Origin of the sequence: Providencia sp. 2023EL-00965 (genome assembly GCF_033550225.1) — a bacterium.
Taxonomy (GTDB): domain Bacteria; phylum Pseudomonadota; class Gammaproteobacteria; order Enterobacterales; family Enterobacteriaceae; genus Providencia; species Providencia manganoxydans.
Genome location: NZ_JAWUEH010000006.1, coordinates 36,042 through 59,403, shown reverse-complemented (window position 1 = coordinate 59,403; position 23,362 = coordinate 36,042). Strand labels below are relative to the sequence as shown.

23 protein-coding genes, 1 tRNA gene and 1 pseudogene are annotated in these 23,362 nt (G+C 43.0%); 8 read left to right on the top strand and 17 right to left on the bottom strand.

The features are described 5' to 3' along the window. Positions 1–70: 70 nt before the first annotated feature. Entirely contained in the window at positions 71–481 is a 411-nt protein-coding gene (gene cueR, locus SC428_RS09600) for a Cu(I)-responsive transcriptional regulator (protein ID WP_070925146.1), read from the top strand. On the opposite strand, the gene SC428_RS09595 is transcribed toward cueR, so the two are convergent. From SC428_RS09595 to tesA, 5 genes are all read right to left on the bottom strand, one after another. Continuing rightward, entirely contained in the window at positions 435–914 is a 480-nt protein-coding gene (locus SC428_RS09595; RefSeq protein WP_140181718.1) for an NfeD family protein, read from the bottom strand. The two genes, cueR and SC428_RS09595, sit on opposite strands and share 47 nt — an antisense overlap. After that, the gene (locus SC428_RS09590) at positions 911–1,855 is read right to left on the bottom strand and encodes an SPFH domain-containing protein (RefSeq protein WP_070925145.1); all 945 of its coding nucleotides are present in this window, start codon (positions 1,853–1,855) and stop codon (positions 911–913) included. Before SC428_RS09590 ends, SC428_RS09595 begins: the two co-directional genes overlap by 4 nt. A gap of 13 nt (positions 1,856–1,868) precedes the next feature. Then, positions 1,869–2,726, bottom strand: a complete 858-nt coding sequence (locus tag SC428_RS09585) for a co-chaperone YbbN (RefSeq protein ID WP_318707297.1) — start codon at positions 2,724–2,726, stop codon at positions 1,869–1,871. Positions 2,727–2,785: 59 nt separating this feature from the next. Continuing rightward, positions 2,786–3,571, bottom strand: a complete 786-nt coding sequence (locus SC428_RS09580; RefSeq protein ID WP_140181713.1) for an SDR family oxidoreductase — start codon at positions 3,569–3,571, stop codon at positions 2,786–2,788. Between the two features lie 203 nt (positions 3,572–3,774). Next, a complete protein-coding gene (gene tesA, locus SC428_RS09575; RefSeq protein WP_140181711.1) occupies positions 3,775–4,416 on the bottom strand; it encodes a multifunctional acyl-CoA thioesterase I/protease I/lysophospholipase L1 in 642 nt (213 codons plus the stop codon). On the opposite strand from tesA, the gene ybbA reads away from it, so the two are divergent. The 3 genes from ybbA (at position 4,384) to SC428_RS09560 (ending at position 9,020) form a co-directional block, all read left to right on the top strand. After that, positions 4,384–5,070: a putative ABC transporter ATP-binding protein YbbA gene (ybbA, locus tag SC428_RS09570; RefSeq protein ID WP_070925143.1), complete on the top strand. Its 687-nt coding sequence runs from the start codon at positions 4,384–4,386 to the stop codon at positions 5,068–5,070. The two genes, tesA and ybbA, sit on opposite strands and share 33 nt — an antisense overlap. After that, complete coding sequence (ybbP, locus tag SC428_RS09565; protein ID WP_318707293.1) at positions 5,067–7,514, top strand: putative ABC transporter permease subunit YbbP; 2,448 nt, start codon at positions 5,067–5,069, stop codon at positions 7,512–7,514. The genes ybbA and ybbP overlap by 4 nt, the downstream gene beginning before the upstream one ends. A gap of 141 nt (positions 7,515–7,655) precedes the next feature. Beyond that, positions 7,656–9,020, top strand: a complete 1,365-nt coding sequence (locus SC428_RS09560) for an esterase-like activity of phytase family protein (protein ID WP_070925141.1) — start codon at positions 7,656–7,658, stop codon at positions 9,018–9,020. 47 nt (positions 9,021–9,067) lie between these two features. Here SC428_RS09560 and SC428_RS09555 read toward each other — a convergent pair whose 3' ends face one another. From SC428_RS09555 to ppiB, 5 genes are all read right to left on the bottom strand, one after another. Beyond that, entirely contained in the window at positions 9,068–10,318 is a 1,251-nt protein-coding gene (locus tag SC428_RS09555) for a CynX/NimT family MFS transporter (RefSeq protein WP_070925140.1), read from the bottom strand. Between the two features lie 247 nt (positions 10,319–10,565). Then, positions 10,566–11,648 (bottom strand): 5-(carboxyamino)imidazole ribonucleotide synthase, encoded by a 1,083-nt coding sequence (gene purK / locus SC428_RS09550; RefSeq protein ID WP_318707291.1) that lies wholly within the window; start codon positions 11,646–11,648, stop codon positions 10,566–10,568. Further along, on the bottom strand, positions 11,645–12,163 hold the full coding sequence (gene purE, locus SC428_RS09545) for a 5-(carboxyamino)imidazole ribonucleotide mutase (protein WP_070925139.1): 519 nt from the start codon (positions 12,161–12,163) through the stop codon (positions 11,645–11,647). The genes purK and purE overlap by 4 nt, the downstream gene beginning before the upstream one ends. A gap of 141 nt (positions 12,164–12,304) precedes the next feature. Then, positions 12,305–13,036, bottom strand: a complete 732-nt coding sequence (gene lpxH, locus SC428_RS09540; RefSeq protein ID WP_070925138.1) for a UDP-2,3-diacylglucosamine diphosphatase — start codon at positions 13,034–13,036, stop codon at positions 12,305–12,307. Positions 13,037–13,046: 10 nt separating this feature from the next. Beyond that, complete coding sequence (ppiB, locus tag SC428_RS09535; protein ID WP_070925137.1) at positions 13,047–13,541, bottom strand: peptidylprolyl isomerase B; 495 nt, start codon at positions 13,539–13,541, stop codon at positions 13,047–13,049. A gap of 404 nt (positions 13,542–13,945) precedes the next feature. Here ppiB and cysS point away from each other — a divergent pair, with 404 nt between their 5' ends. The 3 genes from cysS to SC428_RS09520 all read left to right on the top strand — a co-directional run bounded on the left by cysS (position 13,946) and on the right by SC428_RS09520 (position 17,142). Further along, on the top strand, positions 13,946–15,334 hold the full coding sequence (gene cysS / locus SC428_RS09530; RefSeq protein WP_318707287.1) for a cysteine--tRNA ligase: 1,389 nt from the start codon (positions 13,946–13,948) through the stop codon (positions 15,332–15,334). 182 nt (positions 15,335–15,516) lie between these two features. Beyond that, positions 15,517–16,518: a protein-tyrosine phosphatase family protein gene (locus SC428_RS09525; protein ID WP_318707285.1), complete on the top strand. Its 1,002-nt coding sequence runs from the start codon at positions 15,517–15,519 to the stop codon at positions 16,516–16,518. Between the two features lie 165 nt (positions 16,519–16,683). After that, entirely contained in the window at positions 16,684–17,142 is a 459-nt protein-coding gene (locus tag SC428_RS09520) for a hypothetical protein (protein WP_318707283.1), read from the top strand. Between the two features lie 94 nt (positions 17,143–17,236). Here SC428_RS09520 and fruA read toward each other — a convergent pair whose 3' ends face one another. The 5 genes from fruA to folD all read right to left on the bottom strand — a co-directional run bounded on the left by fruA (position 17,237) and on the right by folD (position 22,514). After that, positions 17,237–18,931 (bottom strand): PTS fructose transporter subunit IIBC, encoded by a 1,695-nt coding sequence (gene fruA / locus SC428_RS09515; protein WP_070925133.1) that lies wholly within the window; start codon positions 18,929–18,931, stop codon positions 17,237–17,239. Between the two features lie 11 nt (positions 18,932–18,942). Then, on the bottom strand, positions 18,943–19,887 hold the full coding sequence (gene fruK, locus SC428_RS09510; protein ID WP_318707280.1) for a 1-phosphofructokinase: 945 nt from the start codon (positions 19,885–19,887) through the stop codon (positions 18,943–18,945). Continuing rightward, complete coding sequence (gene fruB / locus SC428_RS09505; protein ID WP_040132876.1) at positions 19,884–21,029, bottom strand: fused PTS fructose transporter subunit IIA/HPr protein; 1,146 nt, start codon at positions 21,027–21,029, stop codon at positions 19,884–19,886. Before fruB ends, fruK begins: the two co-directional genes overlap by 4 nt. 397 nt (positions 21,030–21,426) lie before the next feature. Continuing rightward, on the bottom strand, positions 21,427–21,639 hold the full coding sequence (gene ybcJ, locus SC428_RS09500) for a ribosome-associated protein YbcJ (protein WP_070925132.1): 213 nt from the start codon (positions 21,637–21,639) through the stop codon (positions 21,427–21,429). 17 nt (positions 21,640–21,656) lie between these two features. Continuing rightward, the gene (gene folD / locus SC428_RS09495; protein ID WP_070925131.1) at positions 21,657–22,514 is read right to left on the bottom strand and encodes a bifunctional methylenetetrahydrofolate dehydrogenase/methenyltetrahydrofolate cyclohydrolase FolD; all 858 of its coding nucleotides are present in this window, start codon (positions 22,512–22,514) and stop codon (positions 21,657–21,659) included. Between the two features lie 189 nt (positions 22,515–22,703). On the opposite strand from folD, the gene SC428_RS09490 reads away from it, so the two are divergent. Next, positions 22,704–22,780 (top strand) — tRNA-Arg (locus tag SC428_RS09490). A 21-nt stretch (positions 22,781–22,801) separates the two neighbouring features. Here SC428_RS09490 and SC428_RS09485 read toward each other — a convergent pair. Together SC428_RS09485 and SC428_RS09480 are read right to left on the bottom strand one after the other, a co-directional pair. Beyond that, a pseudogene (locus SC428_RS09485) lies at positions 22,802–22,933 on the bottom strand (integrase); the annotation flags it as partial. 90 nt (positions 22,934–23,023) lie between these two features. After that, a complete protein-coding gene (locus SC428_RS09480; RefSeq protein ID WP_070925130.1) occupies positions 23,024–23,347 on the bottom strand; it encodes a hypothetical protein in 324 nt (107 codons plus the stop codon). Positions 23,348–23,362: the final 15 nt, after the last annotated feature.

Sequence of the window (23,362 nt, the reverse complement as noted above, 5' to 3'; positions counted from 1 at the left end):
GGCAGAATCTAATGGATCTCGATATGTAGAGAAGGTTAAACCCTCCCACAAGGGTAAGGTCAAGGGAAATATGAATATTAGTGAAATTGCTAAAAAAACGGGGCTTACCGCAAAGGCGATCCGTTTTTATGAAGACAAAGGTTTAATCACACCACCTGAGCGCGGTGAAAATAGTTACCGCTATTATCAAGAACGGCATGTTGATGAATTGAGCTTATTGAAGCAGGCAAAAGACGTTGGCTTTACTTTAGAAGAGTGCGGCGAACTATTAGGGCTATTCCGTAATCCTGCAAGGCATAGTGCAGATGTTAAAAATGCTACGATGGCAAAAATTAGTGAGTTGGAGCAGACAATCACTAAATTATCGGCTATCAAAGAGACGCTGCAAAGCTTAGCGGATGCCTGCCCCGGTGACGAAGGGGCAGATTGCCCGATTATTGATCACTTGGCTCGAGGCTGTTGCCATCATGAGAAGGCTTAACATGCAGTGTAATACCATCAACTGAGGTGATCACCACCTCAGTGCCTGCTTTTAGTGCTATTTCACTGTAGGCGCGCCAACTGCCATCGGCAAGTTTGACGCGACTAAAACCTTCATCGGTATCAGAAATTAAACGCACTTTGCGACCAATAAGCTGATGGCTTTTTTGGTTAACATCATCAGCTTGTGGGTTCTTGCGTAGGCTGAGCCACTTACGCCACAATACAGCAGAAACAATCGTTAAGATGGCAAACAAAATACCTTGCCATTCCCAACCAATAAACGGTAACACCAATGCGATGATCGCCACGGCAACCGCAGCGACCCCCGACCATAACAAGTAACCACCTGTACCCAATAATTCAGCAATCAGCAATAAACCACCAAGGCATAGCCAAAACCATGCCGGTTGGGCACTGATTAGCTCTATCATGGTTTGACCTGCTTCTTATCTGCGCTAACTTTTTTGCTCTCACTGATAAGTTCCGTGATCCCACCAATCGCGCCCATAAGGTTACTTGCTTCGAGTGGCATCATGATCACTTTACTGTTTTCAGCAGAACCAATACTGGTTAATGCATCCGTATACTTTTGAGCAACAAAGTAGTTGATTGCTTGCATATCTCCAGCAGCAATGGCTTCAGAAACCATTTGTGTGGCTTTTGCTTCGGCTTCTGCGGCTCTTTCACGTGCTTCTGCTTGTAAGAAAGCAGACTGCCTATCCCCTTCAGCGCGCAAAATTTGTGACTGTTTTTCCCCTTCAGCTTTGAGGATCGCAGCTTGACGGATACCTTCTGCTTCAAGGATATCGGCACGCTTAGTACGCTCAGCTTTCATCTGGGCGTTCATGGCATTAATCAACTCTTTTGGCGGCTTCACATCACGGATTTCGATACGGGTGATCTTAACGCCCCAAGGGTTGGTTGCATCATCCACAATATGCAAAAGGCGTGAGTTAATCGAGTCACGCTGTGAGAGCATTTCGTCCAGTTCCATTGAACCGAGTACGGTACGGATATTGGTCATAGTCAGATTGAGAACAGATAGCTCAAGGTTACTGACCTCGTATGCAGCACGTACAGGATCGACGACTTGAATAAAGCATACCGCATCAATAGTCACGTTAGCATTATCGCGAGAGATAACTTCTTGTGAAGGAATATCAAGGACTTGCTCCATCATATTGATACGGCGGCCGATCCTATCCATAAAGGGAACTAGAATATGTAACCCAGGTTGCAACGTGCGGGTATAGCGACCGAAACGCTCAACTGTCCATTGATAGCCTTGTGGTACGGTTTTTACACAAGTAAAAACAATAACGATAGCAATAAAAATAATAATTGGTATCGCACCAAACGCGAACAAGTCCATTGTTAACCCTTAATTAGTAAAGTAATGAATACATTTGACGACGGTATTTACTGGCTACAGCATCCCCTGTCCCCATCGCCGACATGATATCCATCATGGTTTTTTTCACAGCACCATCTCCGGCACCAAGGTCTTTTTTCAAGAAGCTGAATAAAATGTCTAATGCTTCTTCATTGCGGTTCACTTCATGTAATTTTAGCGCTAATTGCACGGCAAGGGTGGTATTTTCTGGTGTTTCTGTGAACTGTTGCTGTAATTGTTGAATTTCAGGTGTATCAGCGGCTTGGCGTGATAGCTCGATTTGTGCAACTAACCCTTGATAACGGCTGTCTTGGTCTTGCATAGGGACCACCGACAACGTTTTTTCTGCATCATCAACTTGTCCTAGGCCGATCTGTGTTTCGGCGAGTAGGAAAGTGATATCACTGTTTTTTTGATTTAGCTGATGAGCTTCTTTAAGCAGTGGTAGGGCTTCTTGAAGTTTGCCTTCTGCGATTAATTCAGCGGCTTGTGCTGCTTTCAGTTCCTCTGGGCTCGGCAATACACGTGATAGCATTTCCAGTACCACATCTTCCGGTTGCGGTCCTTGGAAACCATCGACGGGGCGGCCTTCTTGTAAAATATAAACCGTTGGGATAGCTCTAAGGCCAAATTGCGCAGCAACATTTTGTTCTTCATCGCAGTTAACACGCGCTAACATAAATAAGCCCGCGTAGTCGTTAGCAATTTTATCCAGTGTCGCACCAAACTCTTGGCAGTGGGGGCTTTGAGCTGACCAGAAGTAGAACATGACTGGCATGTTCATTGACTGTTCTACGACTTGGTGTAGGTTTTGTTCATTAACATCTACGATTTGGGCAAAAGCTTGCATAATTGGTCTCTTTTAAATAATTATTTAATACTCTAAAGGTGGGGCTAGATTGTTTTTTTTCAAGCCTTTTTGCCTTGGCCTGCCAGTATTTTATCCATTAGGCAGTCAGGGAGCAGCCGTTTTAAAAACCGTACAGCAACGGTTAATAGTGTCACTGAATAACGAATGCGTGGGCGAGGGCTTTCTAAGGCATGAACTAATTTTGCGACGACATGTTCAGGCGTTAAGGTAAAGCGCTCGGCGATACCGGGGTTTTTAACCGGTTTGTCTTGCTGAGTTTGAGCAACGTTATGGGTAAAACGGGTATGGATTGGCCCCGGTTCGATTAAACTAACATGAATTCCCGTACCTTTGAGTTCTAAACGTAGTGCATCTGACCACGCCTCTAAAGCATATTTGCTGGCGGCATAGGCACCACGGCCTGGGGTCGAAATGATCCCCATCACTGAACTGGTTTGGATAATACGCCCTTCATGATGTTGTAGCATGGCTGGCAGTAATTTTAAGGTTAATTGATGGACGCCAAAAAAGTTAGTGGAAAATTGCCCCTCTAACTGCTCTCGACTGATGCTATTTAGCTCACCATAAACCCCAAAACCTGCATTATTGAATAATCCGAAAAGTCGCCCATGACATAATGCGAGCACCTCATCGGCAGCACGATCTATGCTATGTTTATCATCAACATCGAGTGCTACCGTGTCGAACCCAAGCTCTTTTAGACGTAAAACATCGCTCTCTTTACGACAAGCGACGATAACATGGTAACCACGCTGATGAAGTGTTTGTGCGGCACAAAAGCCAATACCGCTGGATGCACCGGTGATAAAGACCGATTTTTGCATAACTTTACCTACCTTTAGGTGCTGATTGAGATAAAAATTGCTTTACTATACTCGTCATACTTCAAGTTGCAGCGTTTCTCGTGAATATATAGTGACTTGGTTCACTCGCGCCAGTGGCATCGTTGCTATGTTATTTGCAACGTATTTATTTGTCGCCTAGCCGTATCTTGAATTATTTAGAGTATACCCCAAAAAATCGCCAATTATTTTGCTGATGGCACAAGGTAAGGCTTAAGTTGTGTTTCCATAAAATCCGCAATTGTTGGTTGGGCTTCTACGGTTGGATGAATACCATCTTGCTGGATCCATTCAGGCCGAGTAATGATTTCTTCCATATAAAAAGGGAGCAATGGAATGGCATTTTTTTCTGCCAATGTTGAGTAGACCTTTTCAAAACTGGAAGTGTAGCGTTTACCGTAGTTTGGCGGTATGCGAATTTGCATTAAAAGCGGTTTAGCGCCTGTTTGGGTTATTTGTTGAATAATTTGTTGTAAGGTGTTCTCCATTTGCTCGACAGATAACCCTTGCAAACCGTCATTGGCGCCTAATTCGATCAATACCCAGTCAGGTTTGTGTTGTTCAAGTAAAGCAGGAAGACGCTCTAGCCCTTGTGCAGAGGTGTTACCACTGATACTGCCGTTAACTACGGCAATGGGCGGTGACAATTTCTGCCAGCGTTCGGCGAGTAATGAGGCCCATGCCTGCTCTGCCGGTAAACGATAGCCAGCACTTAGGCTGTCACCAAGGATCAATAGTTTTGTGGCTGCGAGTGTTTGACCACTCGCGACAAATAACAGGAGAAATACCAGTAAATGTCGGCGGAAAATATTCTTGAAGTTCATCATCTCGTTAAACGTGTTGGTCAGGGTGAACATGAACTCACTATATTGCAAGGTGTTGAGCTAATTGTCGAGTCCGGTCAAACAATTGCTTTAATCGGCGAATCAGGTTCAGGGAAATCGACCTTATTAGGTATTATCGCCGGTTTAGATGACGGCACTAGTGGTAGCGTGAGTTTACTAGGCCAAGAACTCACTCAGATGAATGAAGAGCAACGTGCTTTTTTGCGTGCACAAAGTGTTGGTTTTGTCTTCCAATCTTTTATGTTGATACCCACATTGAATGCATTAGAAAATGTGCAATTACCCGCTTTATTACGTGGTGAATCTGAATCAACCAGTCATCAACAAGCCGCCAATTTATTAGCGGAGTTGGGGCTTGGAAGCCGTTTAAAACATATGCCCGCGCAACTTTCCGGCGGTGAACAGCAGCGTGTTGCACTGGCTAGGGCATTCAATGGTCGACCACAAATACTGTTTGCTGATGAGCCCACAGGTAATCTTGATCGTCACACAGGGGATAAAATTGCGGATTTATTATTTGCAATGAATAAAGAACACGGTACGACGTTGATCCTTGTGACTCACGATAATGAATTGGCGGCTCGTTGTCAGCGTCGCTTACGGTTAGTTGATGGTGTATTGAGGGAAGAGTCATGATTTGGCCTTGGTTTTGGCGTGAGTGGAGAACGCCATCACTACTGATCGTGTGGTTGGCGCTGACACTTGCGGTCGCTTGTGTTTTGGCACTGGGACGGATCAGTGACCGCATTGAAAATAGCATGAGTTATCAAAGCCGTGAGTTACTGGCAGGCGATCTGGTTTTACGCTCTTCTCAGCCTAGTGACGCGACGTGGCTACAACAAGCGAAAGAGAATGGATTAAAACTTAGCCAGCAAATGTCCTTCTCGACAATGGCTTATTCAACTGCGGATGAAAACTTACGACCGCAATTGGTACTGGTTAAAGCCGCCGATGCGGCCTATCCCTTATACGGTGAATTAATCACTGAGCCGGCAGGCCTTCGCCCAACTAAAGGGGAGATCTTGGTTACCCCGCGCTTGCTTGAATTGCTTAATCTGAAAGTTGGCGATGAGATTGATATTGGTGATGCGACATTAAAAGTGGCAGGGCAGTTAATTCAAGAGCCTGACAGTGGTTTTAACCCTTTTCAAATTGCACCTCGTGTTTTGATTTCCCTTGATGATGCGCAAGCAACAGGAGCGGTACAGGTTGGGAGCCGTTTAACCTATCGTGAAATGTTTGCGGGAGATACGGCAACTATTGATGCCTTTGAGGCGCAATATGACAAACAACTGAGAACCGATCAGCGATGGTATACGTTAAAAGATAACAGTGGTGCAGTCGGTAAAACCTTCCAGCGTGCTCAACAATTTTTACTGTTGTCTGTGTTATTGACCTTATTGTTAGCGATCGCCGCGGTGGTGGTCTCGATGAGCCATTATTGTCGTAGTCGTCACCAGCTCGTAGCGGTATTAAAAACATTGGGAGCAGGTCGTTCGGCTTTACAAAAATGGATCATCGGGCAGTGGTTGGTGATATTAATTGCCGCAGCTTTGTTAGGTTCACTGCTTGGGCTAGCGTTCGAAGGTATCTTAATGCAGATATTGGGGGCTATGCTACCTAAAGCATTGCCATCCGCTAGCTTATGGCCTTGGGTATGGGCGATCGGTACGTTATTTGTGATCGCGATTATTGTGGGGATCCGCCCTTATCGCCAATTGATGGCAACCCAGCCATCACGCGTATTACGTGAGGATGCGGCTTCACCGATCTGGCCACTGCGTTATTATTTACCAATTGTGACTTTGATTGTGGTGGGTGGGCTATTTTTGTTTGCGGGCGTTAATCCACTGCTCTGGTCAATTTTAATTGGTATTGTGATTGTTGCTGTTCTATTAGCACTAATTGGTTGGTTAGGGTTGTGGGTATTACGCCAATTTAAGTTTAAACAACTGAGTTTACGTCTGTCAGTCAGTCGTTTGCTGCGCCAGCCGTTACAAACCATCACTCAAATGAGCGCTTTTTCGCTGTCATTTATGTTGTTAGCGCTATTAATTTTAGTCAGAGGGGATTTATTGGATCGGTGGCAGCAACAATTGCCAGCAGATAGTCCAAACTACTTTCTGATTAATATGAATGAAAGTCAGATCAAACCAGTTACTGAATTGTTGCTCCAACATCAAGTGAAACCGACCGCTTTTTATCCGGTTGTGTTAGCGCGTTTAGCTGAAATTAATGGTACATCAGCGATTGAGTGGGCAGATGCGCGTGATCCCAACAATAATACCGTTCGTCGTGAACTAAGTTTGACATGGCAAGCTAAGCTTCCTGAAGCCAATGTATTAGATCAAGGCACATGGCCACCGAAAGAGGGAGAGGTGTCGATTGAACAAACGGTGGTGAAAGAGCTAGGGATTAAAATTGGCGATAAATTGACATTTAATGCGGGTGCTCAGGTATTTAACGCTACAGTCACGAGTATCCGTACCGTTGATTGGGAGAGCCTACGACCTAACTTTTTCTTTATCTTCTCGGAAGGCACTTTGAAAGATGTGCCAGCGACATGGATGAGTAGCTTCCACTATGAAGGCGATGGCAAATTATTGACTGATTTAAGCCGTAATTATCCAACCATTAATGTGTTAGATACCGGTGCATTGATTGCGCAAATTCAGCAAATCTTGCAGCAAGTTAGCCAAGCGCTAGAAGTGATGGTGGTATTGGTGATCTTCTGTGGCTTGTTATTGCTATTAGCACAAATTCAAGTGGGTATGAGCCAACGAGAGCGTGAATTGGTGGTTTATCGTACGTTGGGGGCAAGCAAAAAGCTGATGCGTCGTACTCTATGGAGTGAATTTGCTTTATTAGGCTTGATGGCAGGGTTAGCGGCTGCATTTGGCGCCGAGGTAGCATTATGGTTATTGCAAACTAAAGTGTTTGATTTCCCTTGGCAACCTGAATGGTCAATGTGGTTATTACTGCCACTGTGCGCCGCACTATTACTATCTGTATGTGGTAGTTGGCTTGGATTACGTTTGTTAGGCACAGGTAATCAGCATCGTCGAATGCCAAATAGTTAATTTAACCTTTATGGCTTCTTGTTTTTTGCATAAACAAGAAGCCATTCAAATAATCGTCTTAAAACCATCACGAAACTGTCATTTATCCTGCTTATTATCCCAGCGTCAATAATGATAAACATTACGAATGGGAACATAATAATGCAGCCTCACCGCACCATAAAACTCAGTTCTTTATCACTACTTGCAACATTAGTTGCTTTTTCTACTACAGGGTATGCTCAGCAAGAAGTACCAGCGACGCTGGCAGGTCATGCTATTTTAGCCGTTGATTCTACGGTGCCTGCGCCAAAAGATGCACCACAAGACTTACACGTTAGCGGCAAGTATACGACGGGCAATCGTGTTGATGAGCTAGGCAAAGTGGAGGGCAAGTCAGCGGATCGCCCAACAGGTATGAGTGTGCCAATCAACGGTCAGCCGCTGCAAGGGCACTCAGGTATTAAACGTATGGCGGATGGTACCTATTGGGTGCTAACCGATAATGGTTATGGTAATAAAGTGAATTCGCCGGATTCGATGCTTTACTTAACGCAATATGATATTGATTTTAAGACAGGTAAAGCGAATCCACTAAAAACAGTGTTCTTCCATGATCCAGATAAAATCATTCCATTTCATATTATTAATGAAAGTAGCGATAAGCGTTATTTGACAGGCAGTGATTTCGATCCTGAAAGCTTTCAATTTGCAGATGGTGCGTTGTGGGTGGGCGAAGAGTTTGGCCCATACCTCATTAAGATGGATCTAGATGGCAAAGTATTAGCATTATTTGAAACTGAAGTTGATGGCAAAAAAGTGGTTTCTCCAGATCACTATCAAGTGACTACCCCAGGAAAACCAGCGGACAAAGTCAGTTTCCAAGTCAATCGTTCAAAAGGTTTTGAAGGAATGGCTTCTTCGCCTGATGGCAGCAAGTTATATCCGATGCTGGAAGGGGCTTTATGGAATGAAGAAAAACAGGATTATGAAAATGTCGCTGGAAAACGTGCGGCACGAATTCTTGAATTCGATGTTAAAAACCAACAGTGGACAGGTCGCAGCTGGTTATATGTTTTCGAAGATAATCAAAATGCGATAGGCGATTTTAATATGATCGATGATACACATGGATTGATTATTGAACGTGATAATGGCGAAGGAACGGCGGACAAAGCTTGCGCTGAAGGTGCTACGGATACCACAAACTGCTTTAATAATTTAGCTAAATTCAAACGCGTTTACCGCATTGAGTTTTCAGATAAAAACCAAGGTACATCGGTTGATAAGCAAGCTTATATTGATTTAATGAATATTAAAGATCCAGAAGGAGTCGCCAAGAAACCATTAAATAATGGCGTGTTTACCTTCCCATTCTTTACCATCGAAAACGTTGATGTTGTTGATAATGAACACATCATTGTTGGCAACGACAATAACTACCCATTCTCATCTAGCCGTGAGCCAAATCAAGCAGATGATAACGAGTTTATCTTGTTGAAAGTGCCTGCGTTGTTAAATCCTTAGTTTCCTTGTTTATTGATTTTGCTCGGGCTCATCACCCGAGCTTTTTTTTATTTTTTGACTGACAAAACAGGTGGTTTCATCATTAAAGTAAACATCAGGATCACAATCACGGGGGCTGCAATAATTAAAAATGCGGGGGTAAAACTATCGGTATAGTCTTTTACTGCCCCAGCAATAAAGGGGGCAAGACAAGCAACAGTAGAGATCAAATTGACCACCGAGAACAGCTCTAGATAGGGGCCGCGGCCAAAATAGTTTGACAGTAACACGCTGGAAGCCAAAAAAGTCATGCCATAGCCAATGCCTACGCACAGCACAAATAAGATCAACCATATCCATGAAGTGGCGATACTCAAGCAGATAACGCCAAATACCATGATAATCAAACTTCCGATGAGTAATTTTTTAGGCTCTAGCCACTCCCCAGCGGCACCACCAATAAATCGTGAAAAAGCATTCACAAAAGCCATTGTACTAAGCAAAGAAACGGCAACGGTCATACCAAAACCGCGCTCTTCAATGTGGGCGACGGCAAAGCTATTCACCGTGATCCCACACCATAAAAAGGATGTGTAAGTGGCGGCAATCAAATAAAACTGCCAAGTACGTAATGCACGACGTACCGTCCAAACTTCTTTAGTACGATAGATAGGCTTACTTGCATCACTAATCTGTTTTTGCATGATGTGCTTAGCATGCTGCTGTTCGCGTTTTCCTTCACGCAGTGCCAGTATGGTGATTAGGGTCACTACACTGAGGTAAATGGCACAGAGTACCCAATGCATGCGCCATGAGCCCATTTGATTTGAAGCGTAGAAATAGATCCAAGGGCCTGCAACACCACCTAAACCACCAATAGTGAAATAAAGACCAAATGCAAGTGATTGTTTTTCAAATAATCGGGAGAGAACATAAGTGCCCGGTACTGTAGCTAACAGGGTGAAGCCAATACCAATCAGGGCCGTACCCAGAAAATACTGACTAATCGTCACGGTTGAGTAGAGGCTATAAAAACCCGCAACAAATATTAAGGTACCTAGCAATAATGTTAGGCGAACCCCGATTTTGCGGATCAATAAAGAGGGAAGAAAACTGGCTAAGCCACAGGTCAAACCCAGTAAGGTGAACCCAAAACCTGCTTCAGTCCAACTCCATTTTAACTCACCTATCATCCCAGGTAGTACTACCCCAAGAGAGGTGAAGGTAGTTGCCGTGGCAAGGAAATACACCATTCCTAATAGGATAAGAATGCTCCACTGATACAGTGGGCTAAACAGTGGGGAATTTGTGGTTGCCATTTCAACTCCAGTCACACTACCGGTTTTATTGGCGAAAGCGGCAGCGAAGTAAAACGCAAGATGCCCGAAAAATCGGGCATTGTATTATCTATACTCTAAATAATTCGAGACGCAGCTAGACGACAAACGAGTAAGTCGCTAGGAGCAGACATAGGCATGTGGCTAAGTACGAGTGAGCAATAGCTCACCATACCTAAATACACAGTGCTGCATCTTGAAGTATGACGAGTGTGGCTATTTTCGCTGTTTATTTGCTTCGATACCAGCCTAATTTTGTATTAGCCCACTCAATGCCAATTTTATACTCATTTGGCAGCATACTCGCTAAGGACGTGAGAGTATTTATCAGCACTGAACTATCGCTGTGTGTTAGGTTTAAATGGCCCACTTTGCGAGCAGGACGCACTTCTTTTTCATACCAATGCAAATGGACTAACGGTAAGCTTAACCATTGCGCGTTTACTGCTGTACCAATCAAGTTCACCATAACGGATGGGCTAAACACTTCAGGTGATGGCATCGGTAAGTCTAAAATAGCGCGTAAATGTAGTTCAAATTGGCTAATCGAAGCGCCATTTTGCGTCCAATGGCCGCTGTTGTGTACACGAGGTGCAATTTCATTAATCAGTAATTTATCACCAACCACAAAACACTCCATTGCCATCACACCAATATAATCGAGCTCATTCATGACAGCGCTTAACATTTGTTGAGCTTGCTGTTGTTGTGGGTTAGATGTTTTAGGAAAGGCGACACTGGTACGTAAAATGCCCTCTTGGTGAAGGTTATGGGTGATAGGATAAAACACACACTCACCAGCGCGATTACGCGCACCAATCACAGAGATTTCAGCATCAAATGGGATCCCTTGCTCGACAATGCATTCACCGTAGATTTCATCGGGGAGGCTGGTTTCATCACCGGGGCGAACTCGCCATTGGCCGCGCCCATCATAGCCGCCAGTCCTACGTTTCACGATCAAAAAATCACCGAGTGTGGCAAATAGCTCAGACCATTGTGATTTAGACTCAAGTGCTGTCCAAGGCGCTGTAGCTAAATGTAATGAATCAAACAGCGTTTTTTGTGGAAGCCTATCCGCTAAACGTGGAAATATATCACGGTTAATGAATGCATTATGGCGTTCTAACTCTTTAGTTAATGGTGTTTCAGGCCAACGTTCAATTTCAGCGGTGATCACGCTTTGCTGATAAGGAACGGCTTCAGGCTCTGCATCTAAACCCACAGGGAAGACAGCGATACCAAGAGGTTCACCTGCTTGGCGCAACATTCGCCCTAACTGACCATTGCCAAGAACACAAACCGGTTTCATTGCGCCTCCCGAGGATCAGGGTTATTTAGCACATCATTAGTTTGTGTTTCACGCCATGTGGTTAAACGAGCAAACAGAGTTGCGTCAGTGGTAGCAAGGATCTGCGCTGCTAAAAGAGCCGCATTTGCTGCGCCTGCTTTACCAATTGCCAATGTGCCAACAGGGATCCCTTTAGGCATTTGTACGATGGAATAGAGGCTATCAACACCGCTTAATGCTGCGCTCTGTACTGGCACGCCTAATACCGGCACTAAGGTTTTCGCCGCTAACATACCCGGTAAATGGGCTGCGCCACCAGCACCTGCAATGATCACATCGAACCCATTATCTTTAGCTTGTTCGGCAAAAGAAAACAATTTGTCTGGAGTACGGTGCGCAGAGACTATTTCAACGTGAAACGGCAATTGCAGCTCAGTTAATACATCAGCAGCATGTTGCATTGTCGTCCAGTCACTCTTAGAACCCATAACAATGGCGATTTTTGCCGCAGATTGAGCAGGTACTTGGGCAGTCATGTGGTGTGATCCCTGTGGTTAATAAATTTTCACCGTAAGGTGGGAAAAATGAATTGCCCTGATCATATCATGGTAACTGAGTAAGGAAAACGTTTGCGTGGTTAAAATATCAGCAAACGAATGCGTGTTAGAGGGAATAATTTATTCAGGTTGGAATGGGAAAAAAATTAAATCGATACCTTGTTTATCGATAACAAATGCGGAACCCTCATGGTGCCATGCACCCAAAACACCACGGAAGCACTGTTTATCACCCACTGAAACTTCATGAATAGCAGGACGGTGTGTATGACCGTGGATCATCCAGTCAGCTTGATGGTGGTTTAAAGCATTAATCACGGCTTGTGGGTTCACATCCATAATGGATTCGGCTTTCATACTGCTGGCATATTGGCTATTTTTACGCATTTTTTCCGCAATACGGCGACGAATAAATAAAGGTAACATCAGGAAAATGCGTTGGATCCATGGGGTATGTACTTTTTTGCGGTAATCTTGATAGGCTTGATCATCAATGCACAAGGTATCACCATGCAAGATAAGTATCCGCTTTCCATATAATTCAAGTAAGGTTTCTTGCGGTAAGATTGTCATGCCACACTGTTTGGCATAGCGTTGACCCAATAAAAAGTCACGATTACCATGGATAAAGTAGCAAGGAATACCTCGTTCACTGAGCATTTTTAGGCTGTCTGCCACTTGCTGGTGAAGTTCGGTTTGGTCATCATCGCCAATCCAATAATTAAAGAAATCACCAAGTATATATAGGCTGTCGGCATGGATGGCTTGCTGATGAATAAAATTGATAAAACCGGCGGTGATCGCCGGTTCATCTTCACTCAAATGCAAATCTGCAATGATATAAGTGGACATGTGTGCCTAATTATTCACCGACAGTCACTTTTTCGATCAGAACATCTTCACGTGGAACGTCTTGGTGATAACCGCTATTGCCTGTTGAGACACCTTTGATCTTATCAACCACGTCCATACCTTCAACCACTTCTGCAAATACGCAGTAGCCCCAGCCATCTGGGCGCTCTGAACGGAAGTTTAGGAAGTCGTTATCAACCACGTTGATGAAGAATTGTGCTGTAGCTGAATGTGGGTCGTTAGTACGAGCCATTGCGAGCGTACCACGAGTGTTTTTTAAGCCGTTGTTAGCTTCGTTTTTGATCTGTGCTTTAGTGTCTTTTTGCTTCATGCCAGGTTCGAAACCGCCACCTTGGATCATGAAACCGTTAATAACACGGTGGAAAATGGTATTATCGTAAAAACCTTCACGGCAGTAATTTAAAAAGTTTTCGACGGTTACTGGAGCTTTATCGTCAAAAGTTTTAATAACAATGTCACCGTGATTGGTATGAAAAGTAACCATAATAGCTATCCTGAATAATTGTATTTTATACACCTTCTGAAGAAGGCGTTGTTGTCACAAAGTTTATATCACAGATGAAACGCGACTTGAAGTGACAGAGCTTGATCCGCTAATGAAAAATATACCCGAAATCCTTCAAGTGCAGCGGTGTTGACGACACTCAGCTAGCGGAATCACATCGTTTATCTATGCTTCTCGCCTATCTTCACTTGTCGTCTACCTGCAACGCGAATTATTTGGCGTATAGACGGATAAATACTGTGGTTAAATCTTGCATTATTACTGTGTTCAGGTTTGAATACTGTGTTATTTTATAAAAATTAATATCTTTTATAATTATAGCTATAATGCGCTCAAACGAGCGATGCTCTAAAACACACGTACAGATAACATGGAATAATCAGATGCTACAGATTTTTAATACACTGAGCCGTCAAAAAGAAGAATTTAAGCCTATTCACTCAGGAAAAATTGGGATGTACGTGTGTGGCATTACCATTTACGACTTGTGTCATATTGGTCATGGGCGTACGTTTGTGGCATTCGATGCTATCAGCCGTTACCTGCGTTATTTAGGCTATGATTTAAATTATGTGCGTAACGTGACTGATATTGACGATAAAATCATCAAACGTGCAGCAGAAAATGGTGAGTCTGTTGAAGAACTGACGACCCGTATGTTGGCTGAAATGCATAAAGATTTTGATGCATTAAATATCTTACGTCCTGATAGCGAGCCACGTGCAACACAGCATATTAAAGAAATTATTGAAATCACCGAGTTGCTGATCCAACGTGGTCATGCTTATGTGGCAGATAATGGCGATGTTATGTTTGAAGTTAAAACCGATGAAAACTACGGTTTGCTATCACGCCAAGATCTGGAACAGCTGCAAGCAGGCGCTCGTGTTGAAGTCGCTGATATTAAACGCAATCCAATGGACTTTGTGTTGTGGAAAATGTCGAAAGAGGGGGAGCCTAGCTGGGAGTCACCTTGGGGTCTAGGCCGTCCGGGTTGGCATATCGAATGTTCAGCGATGAACAGCAAAGCTTTAGGCAACCATTTTGATATTCATGGTGGCGGTTCTGATCTGATGTTCCCACATCATGAAAATGAAATCGCGCAATCGTCATGTGCGCATGATGGTCCATATGTCAATTACTGGATGCATTCAGGCATGGTGATGGTTGATCGCGAAAAAATGTCTAAATCGCTGAACAACTTCTTTACTATCCGTGATGTACTGGAATATTACGATGCGGAAACGGTGCGTTATTTCTTATTATCCGGTCATTATCGTAGCCAATTGAATTATACAGAAGAAAACTTAAAGCAGGCACGTACTGCCCTTGAACGTTTATATACAGCATTACGGGGTACTGATAAATCAGTTGCTGCTGCTGGCGGAGAAGTCTTTAAACAGCGTTTCGAAGAAGCAATGAATGACGACTTTAATACCCCAGAAGCCTATTCGGTATTGTTTGATATGGCGCGTGAAATTAACCGACTGAAATCAGAAAATAGGGTTGCTGCTGATGAGTTAGCAGCAGAACTGCGTAAACTGGCTAATGTACTGGGACTATTGGAACAAGATCCTGAAGCCTTCTTGCAAGGTAATGCACAAAGTGAAGGCGATGAAGAAGTGGCTAAAATCGAAGCGCTGATTAAGCAACGTAATGATGCACGCCAAAGCAAGCAATGGGCTTTAGCGGATGCAGCTCGTGATGAGCTGACAGCAATGGGGATCGTGTTGGAAGATGGCACTCAAGGGACTGTCTGGCGTCGTAAGTAAGCGCTTATATTAAAAAAAATTAGCCCGTTGATAGTGTTTGACACTGTCAGCGGGTTTTTTATTGGTATTGGCTAAATTTGCAAGCGAATTAACCTTGTTTAATAAATAATCTTATTAACAGAAGCGTAACAGGAGGTGCTTTTGGACGTTCGATTACTTTATTTTTCAAACAAGGATTGTCTATGTTACCGATTTCACATACATCGCATATCGCTGTTACTTCATGTTCCCCTAATCAGTCAAGCACTAAACCTGATTTATCCGACTCGGCATCATTTATAAATCAAGTCTCAGAGATAAAAAACACCCCGACATCTCCCCAAAATACAAAATCAGAAATGCCTATTTCGGGTTCTCTTATGCAAAGAAGGCAGAGAGCAGGTGGGTTAAAGCTAAATTTATTAAGTACTCCAAAAGTTGTTACTGACCAAGTGTCATCAGACTTTGAAAAACTAAAAGTGAATCTAGAGAATAATTACACTCGTGTTGACTCAAGCCGCTATCCTGAAGTGACAAATGCGAATAAAACCCAAGTGTCTTTTACGGATGAAAACACCAAGGAAACAGTAGGTTTAGCTGCAAATTATTTGCAAATTGCGGGAAAGAATATCGCTATTCGTACTCAATATCCTAAAGATGCAACGTCAGCCATAGAACAACATTTAAAAATGCTGATGGAAGAAAAACCGAGTGTGCTAGTGGTCATTGCTTCTCAAAATGATATTGATGGGGCAAATCTGCAAAGTAATCCAGAAAAAAGGTTGCCACTCTATTTCAATCATGATGCTAGCTATGGTTCTATTGACGTAAAATCAGAGAGTGGTGATACGTTGAAGTATGCTGATCAAGTGAATGCTGATAGCTATCAATTGACACTGATTAAAGCTAATCAAACGCTAACACTCCCCGTCATTCATATAACCAATTGGAATGACAGAACGACCATTTCAGCAGAGGCACTTCGAACATTAGCCATTAAGATTAATAGTAAAGGGGAAATGCCTGTTATCCATTGCCTTTCAGGATCAGGGCGTACTGGGGCTATTGCGGCAGCGATGCAATTAACTCAACCAGACAATCAATATTCAGCTTATCAAGTCGTTGAATCGTTACGTAATACCGGAACACCACATATGGTGCAAACGGAAGAACAGTATCGAACATTAACAGAGCTGGAAGGATAAAATCATTTTATATTATAGTCTATTTGAATGGATTAAATGATTTGAGTTATACAACTAATTGATATTGTGGCTAAATTTGAAAGCATTAAATTTAGCCATAATTAATAATGAGGATAAATAATATGTAATACAAATTATCTTATAAGTGTAAATATAGGGGATGATATGCAGGTAAAAATAAAAGTGGAATCAAGACCCATTCAACCACTCAATAAAGTAAATACGACGAGAAATGGTTTAGCTGATCATATAAAAAACGCTAAAAATGTGGCTGAGATAGATAAAGCACCTGCTATTTTTTCAAAAATGAAAAAAATAGTAGTGAGGTGTTTAAACACATTGATTAATTTTATTGCAGGGGTACATTCAGGGCGAGAAGAAAAAACGCAAAACCATCGAATAGACTTAACGACAGGTGAAGCTATTTTTGGATACTTAACACAGGGTAAGCGAGATAATCAAGATATTGACAGTCTTTATACTCAACCTAGCAAGCTTAAATCAGAGCCAATTGTTTTATCATCATCCCGCCCGAAATATTGGCCGAATGAAAACCCTATAGGCGATATTGCACCACCTGTCCCGATAAAAACGAAGCAAGCATATATGCTACCTCGATCCTAGGAAGGGAATCGTGAGGAAAAATAAATGATAACAATTAAAAAAACTCCCCCATGTAGGGGGAGAAAAAATACAAGTATTTCAATTTATACCAACATCAAATAAGACTTGCCATTTCTTGTTGCGCCTCTTGCGAGCTCGCTTTCTTGAGAATGGCATACAGGACACCAGACACTAGCGTACCAATCACGATAGCCAGTAAATACGTTAATACATGATTTATCGCGCCAGGGATCAACAATACAAATAAACCTCCGTGTGGCGCCATTAATTGGATACCAAAGTACATTGATAATGCACCAGTGATTGCGCCACCAATAATACAGGTCGGTAATACACGGATAGGATCTTTAGCGGCAAATGGAATTGCCCCCTCTGAAATAAAACATAAACCAAGTACAAAAGAGGCTTTACCCGCTTCACGCTCCGCTGGAACAAATTTGTGTCTTGCCAGCAAGGTTGCAACACCCATCGCTAATGGGGGAACCATACCCGCCGCCATAATCGCAGCCATCGGTGCGTAGGTTTGTGAACTTAATAGCCCGACCCCAAACGCATATGCAGCTTTATTAACAGGTCCTCCCATATCGGTACACATCATCGCACCAAGGATCGCACCTAAAATTACCGCATTAGTCGTTCCCATGGTGTTCAGCCAATTAGTCAACCAATCCATTAACCAAGCTACGGGATGACCAATCACATAGATCATCGCTAATCCTGTAAACAAGGTTGATATTAACGGTACAATTAAGATTGGTTTCAGTGCTTCCATTGTTTGCGGTAATTTCAATCGCGTACTTATAAAGTGGGCGCTATAACCCGCAAGGAAACCTGAAATGATCCCGCCTAAAAAACCGGCACCTAAAGTGGTAGCCAGTACACCACCTACTAAGCCCGGTGTTAAACCTGTGCGATCGGCGATGGAATAGGCGATATAACCAGACAAAACGGGAACCATTAGGGCTAGAGCTGTTTGTCCACCGATTAAACTAAGCGCCCAAGCTAATGAGCCTTCAACACTGGAAGCGTCTAAGCCAAATGCAAAAGATAAAGCAGTACATAGACCACCCGCCACGACCATCGGCAGCATGTAAGAAACACCGGTTAATAAGTGGCGATAAACGCCTCTTTTTTCACCTTTATTACCAGTTTGCGCTGTTGATTTGCCACCTTGAGGAGTAAATAGCGTGGCTTCTGCTTGGGCTTTATCGAGCTCTTGAGCGGTTTTCTTCAAGGCTGCACTGGTCGACGTACGATACATACGTTTTCCCGCAAATTTATCGACGTTGACCTCAATATCTGCTGCAACAATCACTAAATCTGCTTTAGCAATTTCTTCTTCAGTAATTTCGTTACCGACTCCGACGGAACCACGGGTTTCAACTTTGATGTTCCAACCGCGCTTTTTCGCCTCAGCTTCTAGCGCTTCAGCTGACATATAAGTATGCGCAACTCCAGTTGGGCAAGCTGTAACAGCAAGAACAGAAAAAGGTGCTGAAGTATCAGCTACAGGTTGTGCTGCTTGATATAGTGTGGCCTGTTGTTTCGCATGTTGTAGACATTGACTTGGATTTTGTACCGCATTTTCGATGGTATCGAAATAGACCTTTTTACCTGTTAAATCATAATGTTCAGGGATATTATTACCAACAACAATAACCATATCTGCTGTCGATAGATCTTCAGTCACAGTCAGCTCTTGAGCGGTCGCTGCGCTTTTTAATGCGTCAATTGCTAGCCAAGCCGCAGCAGGATCCTGTTGACGATTTGCTATGATGAATAGTTTCATGGTGTCCTTCCTTACTCAGGCTTGAAAGGTTGTAGATCAACACGCGCCATCATACGGGCAAGCTGTTCACGATCAGTGATACCTACATTCGGTTGTGATACAGCAAGCGCAGATACAGCGGTTGCAAGTCGTAGAGTATGCTCACTGGTTTGACTCATCATCAGGCCATAGATCAAACCTCCGACCATAGAGTCTCCTGCGCCAACCGTACTGATCACCTCACATTGTGGTGGTTTAGCAAACCAAGCACCGGATGAATTCACCCACATAGCCCCTTCGGCCCCTAAGGAAATGACCACATGTGCGATACCTTGTGCACGAAGCTGATTGGCCGCGTCAACAATATCTTTACGGGTTGGTAATGATCTACCCGCCCAAATTTCTAGTTCACGATGATTAGGTTTGACTAACCAAGGTGCGGCTTTTAAACCTGCGACAAAAGCTTCACGGCTACTATCAAAAATGACGCACATGCATTCATTACGTAATCGCATCATCCATTTAGTGAACTCTTCTAATGCCACTCCTTTAGGTAAGCTGCCACTAACACAAATCATATCGAATTGCCCAGCCCAACTTAGTGAATCAGCAACAAAGCGTTGCCAATCAGCTTTGGTGACTTCAAAGCCAGAAAAGTTAAAGTCAGTCACCTCTCCTGTTTTTTCAGTGAGCTTGACGTTGATACGAGTTCGCCCGTCAACCACTTGGAAGCGGTTAGCAATACCCGTTTCGCTAAAAACTTTTTGAAAGCCATCTTGGTTTTCTTTTCCTAGAAAACCGCCGACAGTGACATCAATACCAAGGTTTTTAAGGACTTTAGCGACATTGATACCTTTACCTGCGACGTGCAGGCCAGCAGTTTTTACTAAGTTCACCTCACCTTTATCAATTTCAGGCAATAGGCCAACTAAGTCGTAGGCTGGATTTAAGGTAATTGTGGCGACTCTACGGCTCATGCTACCTCCTCACCAAGCCCATCATTAATAGCTTGAGCAATAGCTGACATCGCTTCAGCGGCATCACTCCCTTGTGCATTGATGCGCAGGCGATGGCCTTTTTTAGCGCCTAAACTCACCATTTTCATTAAACTGCGTCCATTTACAGGTGTTGCTGAACCATCAAGGTTAGCCACGGTAACATTGCTTGCGAATTTTTTAATTGTGCTGACTAATATCGTACTTGGGCGTGTATGCAGCCCGTGTGGATTACGAACGACAAATTCTTCAGTAATACCTTCAGCTGTCTCAGTTTCAGGCTGATTACGGCCTGCTAATAAAGAAGCAAGTGCATCAGCGTCAGTCACTTGCAGCAGGGTTTCAATTTGTTGATGCTGAAGTATTTGATTCAGATTAGAAAGAAACAGTGCGACTTGGTCATCTGCATATGAGAGGGTGATTAGCATTTTAACAGGGTGTTCTTGGTAGCTCAGCGCTGATTGAGTTGTCGCTAAAGTGACAGCACTGCACAGATTTCCTACAGGGCTATCACTTAACCAAACACCTTGCCCAAGGTAATGTGGCGCTTGAGTCAAAACATGAGAGATAAATTCGGCATCGATGGCCTGATTATCTTGTAAATGAGCTAAATTCAAGACTTGTAATGAATTCAAACTATGGGCTTCTGCGTTTAATGTCACCATGTTGCCATTAAATAGGAGGGGCTGAATAGTTTTCTCACCCATTAAAAGGCTACGTAACAGTTCAGCTGAATCGGCCTTTGCCATCGCATCTGCAATGGTTTCATCACTGATGACATGTGTGAGTTGGCGTAGTAGTGCAAGATGTTCGTTAGAGTGTGCCGCAATACCAATAACAATATAGGCTACTTGCTCATCACCCCAATCAATACCTTTAGGAAATTGGAATACGGCAACCCCAGTTTTAATCACTTGATCACGGGTATCTGTTGTGCCGTGAGGGATTGCAATACCATTGCCAAGGAAAGTCGGTGCTTGGTGTTCTCTTGCGAGCATTCCAAGTACATAACCTTCTTTAACATAACCAGCTTCAGCCAGTGCTGTGGCGACTTGCTGAATAGCTTCCTCTTTACTATTCGCCGTCGCCGCAAGATGTATATCTTGTACTGACAGGTTAAACATAGTATCTCCTCATTGCTATAATGTAAGAATCGATTCAGCTAAAAAGTGGGTGATTGTTGTGAGTTTGACTTAAGGTTGATTTGTTATCGTTATCATTATAGCTGAATCGTTTCTATTTGTTTAATTAATCTACTCTAGTTTATCTTTGAATGACTAATGAATTAATGAGTAAATGTGATCGAAATCTAATTTTTACGCTTAAAATGTCATTTGGCTGAAGTTTGCTGAAGGGGGGCATTTCAGCTATAGGTAAAAGTACGTCAGAGATACATGGAATGGATGGAAGGTATTAATGATGTTGGTTTAGATTTAAAGCACAAAAAGGAGGGGATTTACATGCAGAGCGGTGAGTGAGTAAAAGAAAAGTAGCTGATATTAATATCAGCTACTTTTGTATTTATTCTTGAACTTTAATTTTTTGGTTACCCATAGAAACGATTTTTCCAGCGGGGATCTTGCAACGCTTACGAGTCTCAATGATGCCATCAACTTGAACTAAACCATCTGCGATCATTGCCTTAGCCATCGCTCCACTTTCTGCCCAACCTTCAATTTTGAGCAAGTCACACAGTTCAATATGTGGGTGGCCTTCAAGTTTGAAAATTTCCATTACTGCTCCTGATTAACTTAAATATCGTGATATTCTTCGCACGCTTGTAGCGTATTTTGGATAAGTGTGGCGACCGTCATTGGACCAACACCTCCTGGAACAGGGGTGATCCAAGATGCATGTTTTGAGGCTTCATCGAAGTCAACATCACCAGTGACTTTACCATTTTCAAGGCGGTTAATACCGACATCAATGACGATGGCACCTGGTTTGACCCAGTCACCAGGAATAAAATTAGGTTTACCTACAGCGACCACTAACAAATCTGCATTACGGACATGTTGTTCGAGATCTTTAGTGAAACGATGAGTGACGGTTGTGGTGCAACCTGCAAGCAGTAACTCAAGGCTCATTGGTCGACCAACAATGTTTGATGCACCAATAATAACGGCATTCAGCCCATAAGTATTGATACCATAGCGATCTAAGAGTGTGACAATTCCTCGTGGTGTACAAGGGCGCAGGCGTGGAGCACGTTGACATAAGCGACCAACATTGTATGGATGGAAGCCATCCACATCTTTGTCTGGGTGAATACGCTCGATGACTTTGACATTATCGATGCCAGCAGGAAGCGGTAATTGGACTAAGATACCATCAATTTCAGTGTCTTGGTTTAAATCGTCGATCAGTTTAAGAAGCTCTGCTTCGGTTGTTGTATCAGGCAAATCATAAGAGCGAGATAGGAAACCAACTTCTTCACAGGCACGGCGTTTGCTGCCTACATAAATTTGAGAAGCGGGGTTTGCACCGACTAAAATAACAGCCAGACCGGGAGCACGTTTACCTTGATCTAGACGTTGTTGTACTTTTTGGGCAACTTCTTGCCGAATTGTCTGCGCAATCGTTTTCCCATCAATAATTTTTGCTAACATCTGTAACTTAATCCATATATGAGGCTTTGGGGATATAGCTATTTTGTCAGAAGTTAGCACTAATGTCAGTCCCATCTGTAACATAAAATGAGCAGATAGTAATTTTAGTAGAGAAAAGCCATTGACTCAGCGCGTAGCAACCGTATAATTCAACGCCATCAGCCAGATAGGTTGAAGCATTTCCCTAATGCGCCCTTAGCTCAGCTGGATAGAGCAACGGCCTTCTAAGCCGTAGGTCACAGGTTCGAACCCTGTAGGGCGTACCATTAATTTTCAATCAATTACCATCATTTAAAATTCTCCACTTTTGCTAACTGGGACGTATTTGGGACGCAAGTACCGAAAATAGTGTTTATTTGCTTCGCGTGCTCACTTAAATGATTGGGCGCTAAATGAGCGTATCGCCTTACCATTACTACTTTGATAATGCCATGGTGCTACTATCAATACCTGAAGCTAGCTATTGGATGTACATCAAAGACTGACCACTCCCAACAATACCAGAGGCTTTAAAGTGTTGCGGATAAAAAAATAAAAAATAGATAACCGTTAAATCCAATATGTAAAATAATAAAAGCACTGGAAATTATATATTTTATCGATAATTTTTGTGTTAAGTGATAAATAAATCCAGATAAAACACAAGCACCTAAAATAACTTTTAAAAGGTATGAGGCTAGTATTGAATATAAAAGAGATTCGCCGGGATGAGTGATAAACCCAATTGGAATTGTTTTAAATAGAGTGCTAATTAAGAATTGAGTAATAAACCAAAAGATAGCAACATTTAAAAGAGGATATTGACCTGTCACAAGTTTTTTAAATGGATTCATATGAAGTTATCATGA

Coding starts and splice junctions, on each gene's coding strand:
- fruA (WP_070925133.1), bottom strand. CDS start 18,931: ATGAAACTATTCATCATAGCAAATCGTCAACAGGATCCTGCTGCGGCT.
- cueR (WP_070925146.1), top strand. CDS start 71: ATGAATATTAGTGAAATTGCTAAAAAAACGGGGCTTACCGCAAAGGCG.
- ybbP (WP_318707293.1), top strand. CDS start 5,067: ATGATTTGGCCTTGGTTTTGGCGTGAGTGGAGAACGCCATCACTACTG.
- purE (WP_070925139.1), bottom strand. CDS start 12,163: ATGACTGCCCAAGTACCTGCTCAATCTGCGGCAAAAATCGCCATTGTT.
- SC428_RS09590 (WP_070925145.1), bottom strand. CDS start 1,855: ATGGACTTGTTCGCGTTTGGTGCGATACCAATTATTATTTTTATTGCT.
- SC428_RS09555 (WP_070925140.1), bottom strand. CDS start 10,318: ATGGCAACCACAAATTCCCCACTGTTTAGCCCACTGTATCAGTGGAGC.
- tesA (WP_140181711.1), bottom strand. CDS start 4,416: ATGATGAACTTCAAGAATATTTTCCGCCGACATTTACTGGTATTTCTC.
- fruK (WP_318707280.1), bottom strand. CDS start 19,887: ATGAGCCGTAGAGTCGCCACAATTACCTTAAATCCAGCCTACGACTTA.
- folD (WP_070925131.1), bottom strand. CDS start 22,514: ATGTTAGCAAAAATTATTGATGGGAAAACGATTGCGCAGACAATTCGG.
- SC428_RS09525 (WP_318707285.1), top strand. CDS start 15,517: ATGTTACCGATTTCACATACATCGCATATCGCTGTTACTTCATGTTCC.
- SC428_RS09520 (WP_318707283.1), top strand. CDS start 16,684: ATGCAGGTAAAAATAAAAGTGGAATCAAGACCCATTCAACCACTCAAT.
- ppiB (WP_070925137.1), bottom strand. CDS start 13,541: ATGGTTACTTTTCATACCAATCACGGTGACATTGTTATTAAAACTTTT.
- SC428_RS09595 (WP_140181718.1), bottom strand. CDS start 914: ATGATAGAGCTAATCAGTGCCCAACCGGCATGGTTTTGGCTATGCCTT.
- SC428_RS09585 (WP_318707297.1), bottom strand. CDS start 2,726: ATGCAAGCTTTTGCCCAAATCGTAGATGTTAATGAACAAAACCTACAC.
- fruB (WP_040132876.1), bottom strand. CDS start 21,029: ATGTTTAACCTGTCAGTACAAGATATACATCTTGCGGCGACGGCGAAT.
- SC428_RS09560 (WP_070925141.1), top strand. CDS start 7,656: ATGCAGCCTCACCGCACCATAAAACTCAGTTCTTTATCACTACTTGCA.
- lpxH (WP_070925138.1), bottom strand. CDS start 13,036: ATGTCCACTTATATCATTGCAGATTTGCATTTGAGTGAAGATGAACCG.
- ybcJ (WP_070925132.1), bottom strand. CDS start 21,639: ATGGAAATTTTCAAACTTGAAGGCCACCCACATATTGAACTGTGTGAC.
- cysS (WP_318707287.1), top strand. CDS start 13,946: ATGCTACAGATTTTTAATACACTGAGCCGTCAAAAAGAAGAATTTAAG.
- SC428_RS09480 (WP_070925130.1), bottom strand. CDS start 23,347: ATGAATCCATTTAAAAAACTTGTGACAGGTCAATATCCTCTTTTAAAT.
- purK (WP_318707291.1), bottom strand. CDS start 11,648: ATGAAACCGGTTTGTGTTCTTGGCAATGGTCAGTTAGGGCGAATGTTG.
- ybbA (WP_070925143.1), top strand. CDS start 4,384: ATGTCGGCGGAAAATATTCTTGAAGTTCATCATCTCGTTAAACGTGTT.
- SC428_RS09580 (WP_140181713.1), bottom strand. CDS start 3,571: ATGCAAAAATCGGTCTTTATCACCGGTGCATCCAGCGGTATTGGCTTT.